12 protein-coding genes are annotated in these 16,351 nt (G+C 65.6%); 4 read left to right on the top strand and 8 right to left on the bottom strand.

Annotated elements, in window-relative coordinates; translation table 11 throughout:
* Window positions 1-205: 205 nt before the first annotated feature.
* The 4 genes from OVY29_RS04970 to OVY29_RS04985 form a co-directional block, all read right to left on the bottom strand.
* Window positions 206-2,719, bottom strand: a complete 2,514-nt coding sequence (locus OVY29_RS04970) for a TonB-dependent receptor (RefSeq protein ID WP_235211524.1) — start codon at window positions 2,717-2,719, stop codon at window positions 206-208.
* Window positions 2,701-3,633 (bottom strand): FecR family protein, encoded by a 933-nt coding sequence (locus tag OVY29_RS04975; RefSeq protein ID WP_037555621.1) that lies wholly within the window; start codon window positions 3,631-3,633, stop codon window positions 2,701-2,703. Before OVY29_RS04975 ends, OVY29_RS04970 begins: the two co-directional genes overlap by 19 nt.
* Entirely contained in the window at window positions 3,623-4,144 is a 522-nt protein-coding gene (locus OVY29_RS04980) for an RNA polymerase sigma factor (protein WP_037555622.1), read from the bottom strand. The genes OVY29_RS04975 and OVY29_RS04980 overlap by 11 nt, the downstream gene beginning before the upstream one ends.
* 235 nt (window positions 4,145-4,379) lie before the next feature.
* Window positions 4,380-7,595: an autotransporter domain-containing protein gene (locus OVY29_RS04985; RefSeq protein ID WP_037555623.1), complete on the bottom strand. Its 3,216-nt coding sequence runs from the start codon at window positions 7,593-7,595 to the stop codon at window positions 4,380-4,382.
* 223 nt (window positions 7,596-7,818) lie between these two features.
* Here OVY29_RS04985 and OVY29_RS04990 point away from each other — a divergent pair, with 223 nt between their 5' ends.
* The 4 genes from OVY29_RS04990 (at window position 7,819) to OVY29_RS05005 (ending at window position 12,264) form a co-directional block, all read left to right on the top strand.
* On the top strand, window positions 7,819-8,793 hold the full coding sequence (locus OVY29_RS04990; protein ID WP_037555625.1) for an ROK family protein: 975 nt from the start codon (window positions 7,819-7,821) through the stop codon (window positions 8,791-8,793).
* Window positions 8,794-9,008: 215 nt separating this feature from the next.
* Window positions 9,009-9,749, top strand: a complete 741-nt coding sequence (locus tag OVY29_RS04995) for a gamma-glutamyl-gamma-aminobutyrate hydrolase family protein (protein WP_037555628.1) — start codon at window positions 9,009-9,011, stop codon at window positions 9,747-9,749.
* Between the two features lie 182 nt (window positions 9,750-9,931).
* A complete protein-coding gene (locus tag OVY29_RS05000) occupies window positions 9,932-11,305 on the top strand; it encodes an aspartate aminotransferase family protein (RefSeq protein ID WP_037555806.1) in 1,374 nt (457 codons plus the stop codon).
* A 20-nt stretch (window positions 11,306-11,325) separates the two neighbouring features.
* The gene (locus OVY29_RS05005) at window positions 11,326-12,264 is read left to right on the top strand and encodes a DUF808 domain-containing protein (protein WP_037555631.1); all 939 of its coding nucleotides are present in this window, start codon (window positions 11,326-11,328) and stop codon (window positions 12,262-12,264) included.
* 5 nt (window positions 12,265-12,269) lie between these two features.
* Here the strand turns inward: OVY29_RS05005 and OVY29_RS05010 are convergent, their stop codons facing one another.
* The 4 genes from OVY29_RS05010 to OVY29_RS05025 are packed head-to-tail and all read right to left on the bottom strand — an operon-like array spanning window position 12,270 to window position 16,279.
* Window positions 12,270-13,400 (bottom strand): ABC transporter ATP-binding protein, encoded by a 1,131-nt coding sequence (locus OVY29_RS05010; RefSeq protein WP_037555632.1) that lies wholly within the window; start codon window positions 13,398-13,400, stop codon window positions 12,270-12,272.
* Window positions 13,401-13,402: 2 nt separating this feature from the next.
* Complete coding sequence (locus OVY29_RS05015) at window positions 13,403-14,245, bottom strand: ABC transporter permease (RefSeq protein WP_037555633.1); 843 nt, start codon at window positions 14,243-14,245, stop codon at window positions 13,403-13,405.
* Window positions 14,245-15,150 carry an ABC transporter permease gene (locus tag OVY29_RS05020; RefSeq protein WP_037555634.1) on the bottom strand — a complete coding sequence of 302 codons (906 nt, stop codon included), beginning with the start codon at window positions 15,148-15,150 and terminating at the stop codon, window positions 14,245-14,247. The genes OVY29_RS05015 and OVY29_RS05020 overlap by 1 nt, the downstream gene beginning before the upstream one ends.
* A gap of 22 nt (window positions 15,151-15,172) precedes the next feature.
* The gene (locus tag OVY29_RS05025; protein WP_052182273.1) at window positions 15,173-16,279 is read right to left on the bottom strand and encodes a PotD/PotF family extracellular solute-binding protein; all 1,107 of its coding nucleotides are present in this window, start codon (window positions 16,277-16,279) and stop codon (window positions 15,173-15,175) included.
* Window positions 16,280-16,351 lie beyond the last annotated feature (72 nt).

Genomic DNA, 16,351 nt, shown 5'->3' on the forward strand with positions numbered 1-16,351 from the left:
TTGATCCTCCCTGTCGCGAAGCGATGGGGAGGGGGAGTGCAGGGATGGATTGCCCCCGGCAATCCAAGTCCAGTCCTGGGGCTGGACGACCCGGCACTTTCGCGAAGCGAATGGTGGAGGGGCCGCGCCGCCGCGCCAAGGGCCCCTCCGTCAGCCCTGCGGGCTGCCACCTCCCCATGCCTGCGGCACAGGGAGGATCTCGCGCTCAATAGGCCACGTCCACCGCGATCCGCAGCGTGCGCGGGCGCAGCGGCGTGAGAAAGCCCTCGTTCCCCTCGAGGAACGGCGTTCCCAGCGAAAAGCGGTTGCCGCGCGAATCGAACAAATTGGTGAGGGTCAGCGACAGCCCGCGGCGATTGTTGCCGACCCGCATCGCAAGCCCGGTATCGACATAATCGCCCTGGCTTTCGCCCAGCACCGGACCGATGCCGAGCCGCGACGGCCCGATATAATTCGCCCAGCCGTTCACGCGGAAATCCTCGTCGCCGATCATCGTCGCATAGTTGACCGACCCGCGCACCGCATGGCTCGCGACATTGGGGATGCGGCCGAGCCGCGCGGGCGCCGCGGCGAACACCGGCAGGATCTGCGGCGAAAGATCGTCGACGCGGCTGTGGTTATAGACCGCGCCGAGTTCAAAGGTCAGCGCATCGGTCGGCCGCATCGCGACCGCACCCGACAGGCTGGTGATCCGGCCGTTGCCGATATTGGCGGTGGTCGGAAAGCCGCTGCTGTCGATAAAATCCGCCTGGATGTTGCGCCAGCGGCTGTGCGAAACCGAAATGCTCGCGTCGAGCAGGCTCCGTCCCTTGTCGCCGAACCGCATTCCCGCTTCCCAGGTGCGCACCTGATCGTTGAGGAACCGCCGCACGAAATTGCCGTCGACCGCAAGGCCGCCGGGGCGGAACCCCTCCTGATAGCGTGCGTAGAGCCGGACGTTGTCGAGCGGGGTCGCCAGCAGCGAAACCGACGGCAGCAGATCGGTTTCGTTGCGCGATGCGGTCGTCGCGCGGTTCGCTTCCGCCAAGGCAAAGGAAACACCCTCGGCCTCGCCGCCCAGCCGCGCGTGCGAGAGGCGCAGGCCGCCCGAGGCGATCAGATTGGGCATGATTTCGACCGTCGCCTCGGCATAGCCGGTGACCTCGGTGATCCGGTTGGTGACGCCGGGCAGGACCGCGCTAAGTGGGCCATAGGCATATTCGCGGTCCTGCCGCGCGCGATTGTGGATGAAGCTCGCGCCGACCACCCAGCCGAGCCCGTCGTGATAGGGCCGCGACAGGCGGTTCTCGCTGACGAACATGCGCGTGTCATTGTGCTGGTCGAGCACGCGCGGCACGTCGGCCATCGGCACGACCTCGACCGGGGCGAACAGGCGCTCGACATCGACCGCGCCCATGGCGGCGCCGGCACCGTCCCCGTCGCCGCGCCGCGATTCGGGCAGGCTCGCATCGAACCGCTCGAAAAGGCGATGGTCGATGAAGGCGTTGGACGACTGGAAATACAGGTCGCCCCAATCCTTCATCACGACGATCGTGCCCATGCCATAACGCGCGGTCGCATTCTGCTCGACCATCGAGGCGCGGGTCAGCGGCGGCGCGTCCTTGTCGGCATATTGCGCGTCGTCGGAGGTGATCGCCTGATAGATGCCGCCGAAATCGACCGTCCAGCCGTCGCCGGCCTCAAGGCGGAAGGTGCCCCGTCCGCCGCGGACATGGACGCGGTTGACGTCATTCTGTCCGCGCAGCGGATTGTCGATATAACCGCCGTCGGTGAGCATATAGCCGACCAGGCGCAGCGCATGTCCGTTGTCGCCCACGGGCAGGTTGGCGATCGCGGCGATGTCGCCGCCGGGGTCGCCATGTTGGGTCACCGACAGGCCGGCGATCGCCTGGACGCTCATCGCGCGCGGATCGGGCGCTTTCGGCACGACGTGGATGATCCCGCCCAGCGAGCCCGCGCCATAGAGCGTGCCCTGCGGCCCTTCGAGGATTTCGACATTGTCGATGTCGTAGAGGCGCAGGTCGGGGTCGGGCGCGTTGTAGCTGAGGCGGATGTCGCCGAAATATTGGCCGACGGTCGATTGCGTCGGGCCGGTGAAGCTCGAATCGGCGATGCCGCGGATGAACAGCTTGTTGCGCCCCGAACCCAGATGGGTCGAGGAAACGGTCGCGGTGCGCGAGAGGATCGAATCCATCCCGCGTTCACCGCCAAACGCCAAATCGTCGCCATCCAATCGGGTGACGACGCCCGCGAAATGCGAATGGGGAAGGTCGGTCTTCGACGCGGTGACGATGATCTCGTCTCGCGCCGCCGCGATCAGGTCGTTCGCCGGTTCGCGCGCCCGCGGCTGCGGCACCGGTCGCGGCGCAGCGGCGGCCTTCGCGACGCGGGCCGGCGCGGGCCGCCGTTCGATCCGCCAGCTCGTCGCGCTGACCCGGACCGCGCGCGCATCGGAGCCGTCGAGCAGGCGCTGGATCGCCTTTTCGACGCTCATCCGCCCGCGCACGGGCTTGACGCGCGCCTGCCACAGCTTCGCGTCGGCGACGCTGATACTGACGCCCGCCTGCCGGCTGATCAGCGGGAGAGCGGACGACAGGCTGCCTTTCGGCACATTGAACGCGCGCTCGTCCGCCGCCAGCGCCTGCGCGGGCAGGCACAGCGCTATCGCTGCGACGGCGAGGGAAAGGCGCGGGTGCATGGTCAGCGGGTCAAGATCCATCCATCGCCTTGCCGCGCGGCCTTCGTCCCCGACAATGCGGCAAGGTCGGCGATCGTGCGGTCGCGGTTCTTGTCGATGATCAGCGCGCCGCGGAACGACAGGTCGGTCGCCTCCGGCGCGATGCGCACCTCCATCCCGGCGGTGCGCTTCAGATCCTCGGCGACGACGGCGAGCGGCGTGCCGTTATATACGAGCAAACCGCTGCGCCAGCCGCCGACATTCGCGACGTCGATGTCCTGTACGACCGGCGGGTTGCGGTCGCCGTCGCGCACTTCAATGCCTTTGCCCGCGACGAGCCGGACATTGTCGCGGTCGGGGTTGTAGAGGACGATGCCTTCGGACACGGCAACGCTGGTCTGACGGTCGCGGCGCACGACGTTGAAGGCCGTGCCGAGATCGACGATCTTTGCGCCGCCCGTCTCGACAATAAAGGGATCGTTATCGCGGTGCACGACATGGAACATCGCCTCGCCCGATTCGAGCTTGGCAAAACGCGGACGATCCGCGTCGATTTCGACCACCGAGGCGCCGTTGATCTCGATCTTCGATCCGTCGGCGAGGGGGACGGTGCGATGTTCGCCCGCAAGGGTCTCGATCCGGTCGCCGCCACCCAACAGGCCGAGCCCCGAGATGCCGATCACCCCGACGATCGCGGCGGCCATGGCGCCGCCGAACCAGGCGCGCCGCGAAGGCCGGCGCGGGGCGTCGGGGATCATCACGACCGACGGCGCAGGGGAGGGCGGCAGTGCATCGAGGTCGCGATCAAGGCTCGCGACCGCGTCGTAAATCGCGGCGTGCGAGTCATCTTCGGCGAGCCAGTCGGCAAAGCCGCCCCAGTCGGTGAAATCGGGATCGCGCTGGCGGACCAGCCAGTCGATCGCGCGCGCTTCGGCGTCCGCCCGTTCAACCTGCATCGAACTGCCTCCGGATTTCGGCGAGCTTCGCATAGACCTTGCGCAGATCGGCTTCGACGGTGCTCAGGCTGACCCCCATTTCACTGGCAATATCGCGTTGATGGATCCCGTCGACGCGAAAGCGCCTGAAAATCCGGGCAGGGCGCTCGCCCATTGCCGCAATCGCACTTTCGACGATTGCGAGCTGTTCGCGCGAAATCAGCGCGCTTTCGCTCGATGGACTTTGCGTCGCCGATGCTTCGCCCCATGCCTTGTCGCGCAGCTCGCGCTGGCGTGCCGAGCGGTAGCGGTCGAGCATCAGATTGTTCGCGGCGCGCATCACATAGGGCAGGGGGTCCGAAATCGGCCCCATGCGCCGGTCGGTAAGCCGCATCCACAAATCCTGGAACAGATCCTCGGCGCCGTCGCCCGCGCCGCGAACCTCTAGGAAACGCACGATACGGTCGCGGTTGGCAAGCAACACGCCTTCGATGCCCTGGGCGGCGTCGGTTCGATCCTGCGTATGGGTCATGGATTGCTTGCTCTGGAACGCCATCTTCCGTCGGGTAGCGCCGCTTCGCCCTGCGCCATACGTCCCCCTGATGACGCCGTCATATAGCGTCCAGGCTCCACCGCGCAACCGCGGTGCCGGGAAAGCGGGGATGGACAGTGCAAGCATCGTCTTCTTCATTCATTTCTGCCTATGCAAGGGGGAAGCGTGGGTAGGGGATGCGCTTCCCCCTTGCGGGCGGGGTCGGCCCGGGGGGCTAGAGACCGACCCGCAGGCTCGCACGGAACGCCCAGCCGATGTGGCTTTGCTGTTCTTCCGCGGAGACTTCACCGGCGAACTGGAAGGCCGAGTTGCCGGCGATGCCGCGGAAACGGCCGACCCAGCCGCTCGTGCGATCATCCGGAACCAGCGTGAAGGGCGTGCCGTCCTTGAACGACGCGGTCGTCGCGCCCAGCGCGCCGCTGACGATCTGGCGGCGGCCGCCTTCGAGTTCGAAGCGCGTCCAGCCGTCATATTCGTCGGCGCCGCCGAATTCGAGGCCGAGCGTCATCGTGCCCGACACCGCGAGCTCATCGCTATCGCGGCTCAGGACCGTCAGGTCGAGCGCGTCGCCGCCGCCCGTTTCCTGATAACCGTCCTCCTTCAGCTTGAAATAGTCGACCGCGACCATCGGGCGGAGGGTGAGGCCGCCGACCCGCGTGTCATAGGCGAGCGAGCCCGACGCCGACCACAGCGTCGCGTCCCACTTGCCCTTCATCGTCTTTTCGATGTCCTCGGCGCCGGCTTCGGCGCGGAAGATGCGCGTGCCCTTCAGGCTGATCGGCGCGCCCGAGACGCGGGCGTTCGCCATGAAACCGTCGGAGCGCAGGCGCCAGTGCAGCGCGCCTTCGAACTGGCTGGTGCTGACTTCATTGGCGTTGCTGCCGTTGCCGTCCTTGCCGCTGAGATAGCCGATCGAGCCGCCGAAATTGCCGACGTCGCTCTCGATCTCGGCGCCGAGCGAGATGCCCCAGCCGCTGACGTCATAGCTCGCGGTATCGCCGACGCTCTTCGATGTGCCCCAGACCGCCTGGTTGACCCAATAGCCCCATTTGCCCTCGTCCTGGAACGGCGCGTTGGGATCCTGGAGATAGCGCGACAGCGCGCGCGAGCCCGAGGTGACGGTTTCGAACACGCCGCCTTCATGCTCGGGCAGCATCTGGCCGAGCTGGCCCCGGAACTGGTCGCCGTCGGTGATGCCGAGGAAGACGTCCTCGATCTTCTCGTCGGCGACGACGGCATCGAGCACCGCATCGAAAGCGCCGCTTTCCGAACGGTTGAGGCCGAGCTCGCTCGTGCTCTTGCGCGACACGTCGACGATCAGCTGGGTGGCGTTCGAGCTCAGCGTACCCTTGTAGAGGAAGGGCAGCAGCGTCTGCGACGCGGTCAGCTTGTCCGCGCCGGTCAGCGTGCCGGCGGTCAGCACGACATGCTGGCCCTCGGCCTGCTCGATGCTCGACAGCTTGAGCGCGAGTTTCGATTCTTCGCCGAAGCTGGCGTTGCCGGTGACCTGAAGATTGGTGCCGGTCGCGCCGGTATCGAGCATCACCGCCAGCGTGCCCTTTTCGGTCACCGCGAGCGACGAGATCGTCGCCGCGCCGCCGACGTCGAAGGTGCCGCCGGCTACCGAAACCGCGAGGCCCTGCGAATTGGCGAGCGTGCCCGCAAAGGTCGAGGTGCCGCCGATCGTCAGCGTGTCGGCGCCGCCGCCGAAATCGGCGAGCCCGGTGAACGTCGAGGTCCCGGCCAGCGTCATCGTGTCGCTGCCGGCGCCGAAGCGGGCGTTGCCGGCGTAGGTCGCATCGCCCGACAGCGCGAGCTTGTTGTCGCCGGCGCCGAAGAAGCTGTTCCCCTTCACCGAACCGTCGGCGATGTCGAACACGTCGTTGCCGCCGCCGAAGCGGACGTCGCCGACGATGCTCGGCGCCGTGATGCCCGAGGCGACCGCGGTCTGCTTCACGGTCGCGCCATTGCCGTTCGCCGACAGGTCGATCGCGATATTGCGGTCCGACGAGGCGAGCGCGCCGCTGGCACTGATCGTGCCGCTGTTCTCGACCGTATCGACCGTCCCCGACAGATCGACGATAGCGCGCGCGGTACCGCCGTCGCCCCCGGTCTTGGCGGCGATCGAGCCGCTGTTGCGGATCAGCGCGACATCGCCGCCGGCTTCGACGAGCACGGCCGTCGCGACCGCGCCGGCGTCCTTGCCGCCGCTCGTCGCCTCGATCTTGCCCGCGTTGCGGATTTCGGGGGTCGTCGCGCCGCTGCCGATGCGGATCGCCGTTGCCGCCTTGTCGTGCGACTTCGCCGCGACGCTGCCGGTCGCGCCGATGCCGATGCCGCCGGCAATGGTCACCGCGCCGCCGAGCCCGCCGATCTGGATCCCGTTGCCGTCCTTGCCCGCATAAAGCCCGTCGCCGAGCACCGCGCCGTCGATGATGAAGCCAAGCCCCGTGCCGGTCCCGGCAACCGCGCCGATCGCGACATCGCGGTCGGCCGACCCGATGCGGATCGCCGCAGCCGAGCCGTAGGAGCGCACGACGGCATTGCCTTCCTTGGCGTCTTCGATCCCGTCCTTGTCCTCGTCCTTGTCGTCGGGCTTGGCATCCTTGGGCGCGACGGCGAGGACGATGCCGCCGGTCACATCGCCTTCGACCGAGAGCGCGTTGCCGCCGATCAACAGGTCGTCGGCGTCGAGCTTCGACGGGTCGGCCGGCGGCGTGGTGACGCGATAGCCGGTGGCGGTAAGATTGCCCTGGACGACCAGCGCACCGGTGACGTCGCCGGCGAGGCGCGCGCCGATCGCGTCGACACCCGTGGCGGAGATGGTTCCAGCGATGCGGACATCGCCCGTCACATCCTGCAACCCGACGCCGAGCGCGCGGTCGCCGAGAACGCTGATCGTCCCGTCGTTGGTGAATTTGCCCGTCAGCGGACCGCCGAGGCGGATACCCGCCGAATCATTGCCTTCGATCGCGATCGCGCCCGAATTGACGATGTTGCCGGTAAAGGCGCCCGCGGTCGCGATGCCGACGCGGTTGCTGCCGATCGCGAACGGACCGTCGATGTCGCCATCCTTGTCGATGTCGGTCGCGGCATAGGTTTCCCCGATCGTGATCTTGCCGGTCGCGCCGTTCGTGATGCCGCCCGAGGTGCCGGCGCCCGCGAGGATGCCCGTCGCCCCGTCGACATTGGTGAACTCGATCGTGCCTTCGTTGACGACCTTGTGATTGCTGTCGATCGTGACCGCGGGCCCGGCAACGGTCGGCTTGATCGACCCCGCCGAGGTGATCTTGATATCGTCGGGCGCGCCGGACTTGATCGTCGAGGTGCGCACCGGCGCCGTCGTCGCGGTGGTGATCGTCGTTTCGGCGTGGGCGGCGGTTGAAATCAGGGTGGCCAGGCAGGTGGAGGCCAGCAAGGTCTTGCGCATCGGGTTCCTCTTGAGATCGGGACCGGGACCTCTTCCCGGCGACAATCACAAGACGGAATGCTGTCCGCGCGGCCTTGGAAAAAAATGCGCGAGGTTCGATGACGTCTTCCGCAGCCCGCCTGCCGCGCAAGAGGCGCGCGCGCATAGCTATGCCCTGTTGCATCGATTTCGGCTGTGCGACATGCCACCATGGCACCGGCGCAGGGACCGGCAAGGGAGAGTCATGAGCGAACAGATCGTCACGGTGGACATCGGCGGCACGCACGCGCGCTTCGCCATCGCCGAGGTCGAGGGCGGCCGCGTCCTTTCGCTCGGCGAAGCGACGACGCTGCACACCAAGGATCATGCGAGCTTCCAGACCGCGTGGCAGGATTTCGAACGGCAGCAGGGCGGAACCTTGCCGCGCGCCGTCGCCATCGCGATCGCGGGTCCGACGCGCGGCGAGATCATCCGCTTCACCAACAATCCGTGGATCATCCGCCCGGCGCTGATCGGCGAAAAGCTGAACGTCGACCGCTATGTGCTCGTCAATGATTTCGAAGCCGTCGGCCATGCCGTCGCGCAGGCCGACGAGGGGTATTTCGAGCGGCTCGCCGGCCCCGACCAACCGCTGCCCGCGACCGGCACGATCACGGTCATCGGCCCCGGCACCGGGCTCGGCGTCGCGCATATCTGGCGCGACGGCCACCAATATCGTGTCCAGGCGACCGAGGGCGGGCATATCGACTTCGCCCCGCTCGACAGCATCGAGGATGCGATCCTCGCGCGGCTGCGCAAGCGCCACCGGCGCGTATCGGTCGAGCGGATCGTATCGGGCCCGGCGATCGTCGATATCTACGAAACGCTCGCCGCGCTCGAAGGGCGCGCGGTGACCCCGCTCGACGACAAGGCGATCTGGACCCGGGCGATGAACCGCGAGGACAGCCTCGCAGCCGCGGCGGTCGACCGCTTCTGCCTCTCGCTCGGCAGCGTCGCGGGCGACCTCGCGCTGGCGCAGGGCGCCAGCGGCGTCGTCGTCGCGGGGGGGCTCGGCCTGCGCATCCGCGACAGCCTCGTCCGCTCGGGCTTCCCCGAACGCTTCATCGAAAAGGGACGCTTCGAAGGCTTCATGTCGGCGCTGCCGGTCAAGCTGATCACCCACCCGCAACCGGGCCTGTTCGGCGCGGCGGCGGCGTTCGCGCGGCAGCACGCGGAATAGCTGGCGCTATCCGCTAGCGACCGAACCTAGCCGTCGCCCCCGCGAAGGCGGGGGCCGCTGTCGTTTTACACAATGCCGCTGAGTAAGGCCGCTAGCGGCCCCCGCCTTCGCGGGGGCGACGGTTGTGGAATGTCCGCTCCCCACCCCAAAACCGACACCACCCACGCCCCATATTTCGCTGGCGCCCGTCCCCGAAACGCGGCAGCGTGGGCGCCATGTCGCAACGCCCCGTCCTCGGCATTATCGCCTGCAACCGCACCGTCGGGACCGAGATCGCGCAGACGGTGATCAACCGCTATGCGACCGCGGCGATGCGCCATGCCGACTGTGCGGCGCTGATCATTCCCTCGCTTCCCGACTATATGCGCGCCACCGAGATCGTCGGTCGGCTCGACGGGGTGTTGCTCACCGGCACACCGTCGAACGTCGAACCCGTGCGCTACGGCGATGCGTCCGAAGGCGAGGGACCCTTCGACCCCGATCGCGACCGCATGATGACCGAACTGGTCGAGGCGGTCATCGCGGCGCAGCGGCCGCTGTTCGGCATCTGCCGCGGCTTTCAGGAGATCAATGTCGCGCTCGGCGGCACATTACGCCGCGACACCTCGGCGAGCGACGAACTGCTCCACCATCATGCGCCCGATGGCGTCGGCTTCGACGGCATGTTCGATCACCATCACAAGGTCGATCTGGTCGAAGGCGGCTTGCTCGCCTCGGCCTATGGCGCGCCGTCGCTCGACGTGAATTCGGTTCATTATCAGGGCATCGGCGCGCTCGCCGACGGGCTGGCGGTCGAGGCGCGCGCTCCCGACGGGCTGGTCGAGGCCTATAGCGCGCGGCCGAACGGCGCGCCACTGCTCGCGGTGCAATGGCATCCCGAATGGCGCGCCGACGCAAGCGACCAGAGCCAGACCTATTTCCACCTTCTCGGGCGCGCGTTAAGAGGCGAATTATGAACCGCCGCGTCACCCGTTACGACCGCTACCTCGCGCGGATCAGCTTTTCGCCCTGATCGAAGAGCCGCGGCTCTCGTCCGCTCGTGTCGAGCGAAGTCGAGACACCCATCGTCGTAGCGCAGGATCGAGAGACATCTCGACTTCGCTCGATGCGAACGGACTTCTGGATCAGGAACAAGATTATGCCCCGCAATCACGACATCGCCGAACTCAAGCGCCTCGACATCGCGCACCATCTTCCCGCGCAGGCCGATTGGGCCGAAATCGAAGCTTTGGGCGGCAGCCGCATCATCACCCATGCCGAGGGCTGCTACATCACCGATGGCGACGGCCACCGCATCCTCGACGGCATGGCGGGCCTCTGGTGCGTCAATGTCGGCTATGGCCGCGAAGAACTGGTCGAGGCGGCGGCGGCGCAGATGCGCGAGCTGCCCTTTTACAACACCTTCTTCAAGACCGCGACGCCGCCGACGGTGACGCTCGCGGCAAAGATCGCGAGCCTGACAGGCAATCGCCTGCCGCATATCTTCTTCAACGCCTCGGGCAGCGAAGCGAACGACACCGTGTTCCGTATGGTGCGCCATTATTGGAAGCTGAAGGGCGAACCCAAACGTACGATCTTCATCAGCCGCTGGAACGCCTATCACGGCTCGACCGTCGCGGGCGTGTCGCTCGGCGGCATGAAGGCGATGCACGTACAGGGCGACCTGCCGATCCCGGGCGTCGAGCATGTGCGCCAACCCTATGCCTATGGCGAAGGGCAGGGGATGACCGAGGAAGAGTTTTGCGACGCCTGTGTGCAGGCGATCGAGGACAAGATTCTCGAGGTCGGCCCTGAAAATTGCGCCGCCTTCATCGGCGAGCCGGTACAGGGGGCGGGGGGCGTGATCATCCCGCCCCAGGGCTATTGGCCCAAGGTCGAGGCGGTGGTCCGCAAATATGGCCTGCTCTTGGTGTCCGATGAGGTGATCTGCGGCTTCGGGCGCACCGGCAGCATGTGGGGGCACGAGACGATGGGCTTCACCCCCGACCTGATGCCGATGGCGAAGGGGCTTTCGTCGGGCTATCTGCCGATTTCGGCAACTGCGGTTGCCGCGCATGTCGTCGAGACGCTCAAGACCGGCGGCGATTTCGTCCATGGCTTCACTTACTCGGGGCATCCTGTCGCCGCGGCGGTCGCGCTCAAGAATATCGAGATCATCGAGCGCGAAGGCTTGGTCGAGCGCACCGGCAACGTCACCGGGCCGCATCTGGCCAAGGCGCTCGCGACGCTGAACGATCATCCGCTCGTCGGCGAGACGCGCTCGGTCGGGCTGCTCGGCGCGGTCGAGATCGTCGCCGACAAGGAAAGCCGCGCCCGCTTCGGCGGCGCCGAGGGAACCGCCGGCCCGATGGCGCGCGACGCGTGCATCGCGAACGGGCTGATGGTGCGCGGCATCCGCGACAGCCTCGTCATGTGCCCGCCGCTCATCATCACCACGCAGCAGATCGACGAGATGGTTGCCATCATCCGCAAATCCTTGGATGAGGTGATGCCCAAACTCCGCGCGCTCTGAACAGGAAAGACCAAACCCTTATGCCCTCCGGCCTTTTTGCCCTGCTCGACGACATTGCGACCATCGCCAAGGTCGCCGCCGCGAGCATCGACGATATCGGCGCCGCGGCGTCGAAGGCCGGGGTCAAGGCGGCGGGGGTCGTCGTCGACGATACCGCGGTGACGCCGCGCTACGTCACCGGCTTCACCCCCGACCGCGAACTCCCGATCATCTGGCGGATCACCAAGGGGTCGATCTTCAACAAGCTGGTGCTGATCCTGCCCGCATTGCTGTTGCTGTCGGCGGTCGCGCAATGGGCGATCACCCCGCTCTTGATGATCGGCGGCGCCTATCTCTGTTTCGAGGGGGCAGAGAAGGTGCTGCACTCGCTTCAGAAGGACAAGACGAGCCTTGCCGAAGATGCGGCGATCGTCGCCGACCAGGACCATGAAGAGGCGATGGTGAAGGGCGCGGTGCGGACCGACTTCATCCTTTCGGCCGAGATCATGGTGATCGCCTTGAACGAAGTGCTCGACGAACATTTCGCGATGCGCGCCGCGACGCTCGCGGTGGTCGCGATCGCGATCACCATAGCGGTTTACGGCGTCGTCGGGCTGATCGTGAAGATGGACGACATCGGGCTCCACATGGCGAAGGAAGGGAGCAATGCGCGCCGCGCGATCGGGCGCGGGCTTGTGACCTTCATGCCCAAGCTGCTCGCGGCGCTGGCGCTGATCGGCACCGCCGCGATGCTGTGGGTCGGCGGCCAGATTTTCCTCCACGGTCTCGACGAATATCATATCGGCAACATCGGCCACGGCCTCCACGACTTCGCCCATGCGGTCGCGGGCAATCTGCCCGGCGCGGGCGTCTGGGAATGGCTGATCAACGCGGCCGGTGCGGGCATATTCGGCCTGCTGCTCGGCGGTCTGATCGTCGGCGTGCTGCACTTCATTCCGGGGAAGAAGGCCGCTCACTGAGATCGTCACCCCAGCAAAACGACCGGGCTGTCGGCGCGCCAGTGCATGCTGACCTTGTCGCCCCAGGTGAAATCCTCCTGGTCGCGGCGCGACAGGTTCGGGCGCGACACCCGGATGCGCGCGCCGGTCTCGAGCTCGATCTCGAACAGCGTGATGTCGCCGAGGTAGGACATGCCCCTGATCGTCCCGCGCGCGAAATTGTGACCTTCGGGCGCATCCTGCGCCGCGGCCGTGACCGCCTTGCCCGCGCCGGGGACGTGGAGATAGATTTTCTCGGGCCGCAGCGCGACCCAGACGTCGGCGCCATGCGGGCCCGTAACGCCATGATTTAGATATATTTTTCCTAATCCTGGACAGTCCACCGCCGCCCTGTCGGGCTCGTCGAGCGTCAACTTCCCCTCGAAGATATTCACCGATCCTACAAAGTCGGCGACGAAACGGTTCGCGGGAAATTCGTAAAGATCCGACGGCGCCGCGAGCTGCGACACCTCGCCCTTGTTGATCACGGCTATCCGGCACGCCATCGACAGCGCCTCGTCCTGGTCGTGGGTCACAGTGACGAAGGTGATGCCGACCTTTTCCTGAAGCTCCGACAGCTCGAACTGCATCTGCGCTCGGAGTTTGGCGTCGAGCGCCGACAGCGGTTCGTCGAGCAGCAGCACCTTGGGCCGCATGACGAGACTGCGCGCGAGCGCAACGCGCTGGCGCTGTCCGCCCGACATCTGATCGGGCATGCGCGTCTCGAAGCCGCCGAGTTTCACCAGTTCGAGCGCCTCAGCGACGCGATCCTTGACTTCGCCGCCCTTCACGCCCGCGATCTTGAGGCCGTAGGCGACATTGTCGGCGACGCTCATGTGCGGGAAGACGGCGTAGCTCTGGAACACCATGTTCACGGGCCGCTTGTTCGGCGGGATGCCCTCCATGTCTTGTCCGTCGATCAGGATGCGCCCTTCGGTCGGCAGTTCGAACCCCGCGATCATACGCAGCAGCGTCGTCTTGCCGCAGCCCGACGGGCCAAGCAGGACGAAAAATTCGCCAGCGTTGATGTCGAGGCTGACATTGTCGACCGCGGTGACCTTGCCAAAGCGTTTCGAGACATTCTGGATCTGTATGATCGGTTTGGCGGGATCGGTCATGGTCAGTGGGTTTCCGCAATGGCTTTCACGCCCTGCGCCTTCAGGGCGACGAAGGTGAGGGCGACGGTCAGGATGATGAGCAAAGTCGAGGCGGCGTTGACCTCGGGCGTCACGGAGAAGCGGACCATCGAATAGACTTTCACGGGGAAGGTGATCGTGTCGGGGCCGCTGGTGAAATAGGTGATGACGAAATCGTCGAGGCTGAGCGTGAAGGACAGCAAGGCCCCCGCGACGAGCGCGGGTTTGATGTGCGGGATGAGGACGTCGCGAAACACCTGCCACTCGCTCGCGCCGAGATCCTTCGCCGCTTCTTCCTGCTCGCGGTTGAAGCTTGCGAGGCGCGACCGCACGACCATCGTCACGAAGGGGAAGCAGAAGGTGACGTGCGCGATGGTGATCGCGCCGAGGTTGAACGGCCAGACGAGGTCGGTCGGCCAGCCCACCGCGGCAAAGAACATCAGAAAGGCGACGCCGAGGCAGATTTCGGGGACGATGATCGGCAGCGAGACCGTGCCGTCGACCGCGCCCTTCAATGGAAAGCGGAAACGCCAGAGCATCACCGCGGCGACCGCGCCGAGCGCGAGGCTGACGATCGTCGCGAGCGCCGCGATGGTCAGCGAGTTGAGCAGCGCCTCGACGAGCTGGTCGTTACCCAGCGCCTTCTCATAATATTTCGTTGTGAAGCCGCGCCAGACGACGTTGCGCTTGCTGTCGTTGAAGCTGAAGATCACGAGTACGATCAGTGGAGCGTAGAGGAACAGCATCACCGCGCCGACCCACAGGCGCATCCAGAGGGTGCGGCTATATTCGAGCGGTGCGCGCGGGATGCGGGCGAAGAGCGCCATCAATGCGCCTCCGGCACTTTGCGGCGCATCGACTGTATCGCGATCAGCGCGAACATCGCATATATGAGCAGGAAGGAAAGCGCGGCGCCGAACGGCCAGTCGTTCGCCTTCTTGAACTGGCGTTCGATCACATTGGCGATCATCTGGCTGTCGGTCCCGCCCATCAGGTCGGGCGTGAGGTAGGCGCCCAATGCGGGGATGAGGGTGATCATCACCCCGGCGATGATGCCGGGCGCGGCGAGCGGTATGACAATGCGCATGATCGTGCGGAAATGGCCGGCGCCGAGGTCGAGGCTCGCCTCGATCAGGCTGCGGTCGAGCCGGTCGAGCGCCGCATAGAGCGGCAGGACCATGAAGGGCAGGTGGACATAGACGAGCCCGAAGACGACCGCGAAATTATTGAATAGGAGCTGTACCGGCTCCCATGTCGGGAGCGGTTGCAGCCCGACGAGCGTCTTGATCCAGCTCGTTCCCTCCCAGAGCGCGCCGAGCCCCTTGTTCGCGAAGCCCTGCGTGCCGAGCAGCATCATCAGCGCATAGGTGCGGATGAGCAAATTGGTCCAGAAGGGGAGCATGATGCCGAGGAGCAGCCACGGCCGCCACTTCTCGCTCGCGAAGGTGATCGCCATCGCAACCGGAAAGCCAAGGATCAGGCAGATCAAGGTGACGAGCGCCGCGACCGCGAAACTCTTGCCGAAAATCGTGAGATAAAGCCACTCGGTCGCGCGCTTGTAATTGCTGAGCGTGCCCGAAATTTCGATCTCGGTGAGGCCCCGGTTTTCGCCGAAGCTGTAGAGCCAGACGATCGCCATCGGCACGAGGAAGAAAAGAACGATCCAGAAGAGCGTCGGCAGCGACACGGCCGCGAAGGCTCTCCTGTTCGCTTTCCAGTCCTGCTCGGCCACCCCCCGATGCCCCTGTTGACCCTTATGCGGCCCGCACCCTTGTAAAGGCTTCTTCATAGAGCGGCTGAAGCTCGGGATTGAAACGCGCATATTCGCACTTCGCCAAGGCTTCCGCGGGCGGGAAGATGACCGGATTGTTCTGATAGCTGTCGGGCATCAGCTTTCGCGCCGCAGTGTTGGGCGTCGGATAGAGGATCGTCTCGGTGATATGCTTGTCGACATTGGCGTCGAGGATATAGTTGATAAAGGCATGCGCATTCTTCGGGTGCGGCGCGCCCTTCGGGATGCAGAGATTGTCCGAGTTGAGCTGGCTGCCCTCCTTCGGAATGACGAAATCGATGTCCTTGTCCTCGACCATCGCCTGCGCGATGTCGCCATTATATTCGAGCACGACGTCGCAGTCGCCCTTCAGAAGCAGGTCCTGCCCGTCATCCTCGTGGAATTTCTTCACATTGGGTTTTTGCTTGATCATCATCTTTTCGATCGTCGCAATGTCCGCCGGGGTCAGCGCATTGACCGATTTGCCAAGATATTTGCCGAAAAGCCGGAACATGTCGCCCGCCTCCGACAACCAGGCGATGCGGCCCGCATATTCGGGACTGTCGAACAGCACCTTCCAACTGTCGGGCGTCGCCGATACCTTCGACTTGCGATAGCCGATGCCGAGCGCAAGCCAGGTGTAAGGCATCGAGAATTTGCGCTGGAGGTCATATTCGACGTTGATATAGGCGGGGTCGATATTCCGCTTGTTCGGAATCAGGCTATGGTCGAGCGGCAAGAGCATGCCGGCCTTCGACATCCGCTCGACGAAGTCGTTCGACGGCACGATCACGTCGTAACCGGGGTTGCCCGCCTTGAATTTGGCGAACAGCACGTCGTTGCTGTCGAACAGGTCCATCGTGACGTCGACGCCGGTCGCTTCCTTGAAATTATCGAGCGTGTTTTCGCCGATATAAGTGTCCCAATTGTAGAAATTGAGCTTGGCTTCCTCGCCGTTCGCGAGCGTTTTGCCGCCCTGCTTGCTGCACGCCGCGAGCCCGCCGAAGCTGATCCCGACCGCCGCGACACCGAGCGCCTGGAGCAGCGAGCGGCGCCCGCGGGTTTGCTTGATCAGTTCGTTGAAATCCATGGCCAGCCTCCCTGTATGGGACTCAAGCTGACTCAATAAGGGCGGCTTGGAAAGAGGCTTTTTTGCGCTGCA

The sequence above is a fragment of the Sphingopyxis sp. SE2 genome, assembly GCF_032227185.1.
GTDB lineage: Bacteria > Pseudomonadota > Alphaproteobacteria > Sphingomonadales > Sphingomonadaceae > Sphingopyxis.

Excerpts from the sequence above, each read along its gene's own strand:
- OVY29_RS04970 (WP_235211524.1), bottom strand. The coding sequence starts at position 2,719 with ATGGATCTTGACCCGCTGACCATGCACCCGCGCCTTTCCCTCGCCGTC.
- OVY29_RS04975 (WP_037555621.1), bottom strand. The coding sequence starts at position 3,633 with ATGCAGGTTGAACGGGCGGACGCCGAAGCGCGCGCGATCGACTGGCTG.
- OVY29_RS04980 (WP_037555622.1), bottom strand. The coding sequence starts at position 4,144 with ATGACCCATACGCAGGATCGAACCGACGCCGCCCAGGGCATCGAAGGC.
- OVY29_RS04985 (WP_037555623.1), bottom strand. The coding sequence starts at position 7,595 with ATGCGCAAGACCTTGCTGGCCTCCACCTGCCTGGCCACCCTGATTTCA.
- OVY29_RS04990 (WP_037555625.1), top strand. The coding sequence starts at position 7,819 with ATGAGCGAACAGATCGTCACGGTGGACATCGGCGGCACGCACGCGCGC.
- OVY29_RS04995 (WP_037555628.1), top strand. The coding sequence starts at position 9,009 with ATGTCGCAACGCCCCGTCCTCGGCATTATCGCCTGCAACCGCACCGTC.
- OVY29_RS05000 (WP_037555806.1), top strand. The coding sequence starts at position 9,932 with ATGCCCCGCAATCACGACATCGCCGAACTCAAGCGCCTCGACATCGCG.
- OVY29_RS05005 (WP_037555631.1), top strand. The coding sequence starts at position 11,326 with ATGCCCTCCGGCCTTTTTGCCCTGCTCGACGACATTGCGACCATCGCC.
- OVY29_RS05010 (WP_037555632.1), bottom strand. The coding sequence starts at position 13,400 with ATGACCGATCCCGCCAAACCGATCATACAGATCCAGAATGTCTCGAAA.
- OVY29_RS05015 (WP_037555633.1), bottom strand. The coding sequence starts at position 14,245 with ATGGCGCTCTTCGCCCGCATCCCGCGCGCACCGCTCGAATATAGCCGC.
- OVY29_RS05025 (WP_052182273.1), bottom strand. The coding sequence starts at position 16,279 with ATGGATTTCAACGAACTGATCAAGCAAACCCGCGGGCGCCGCTCGCTG.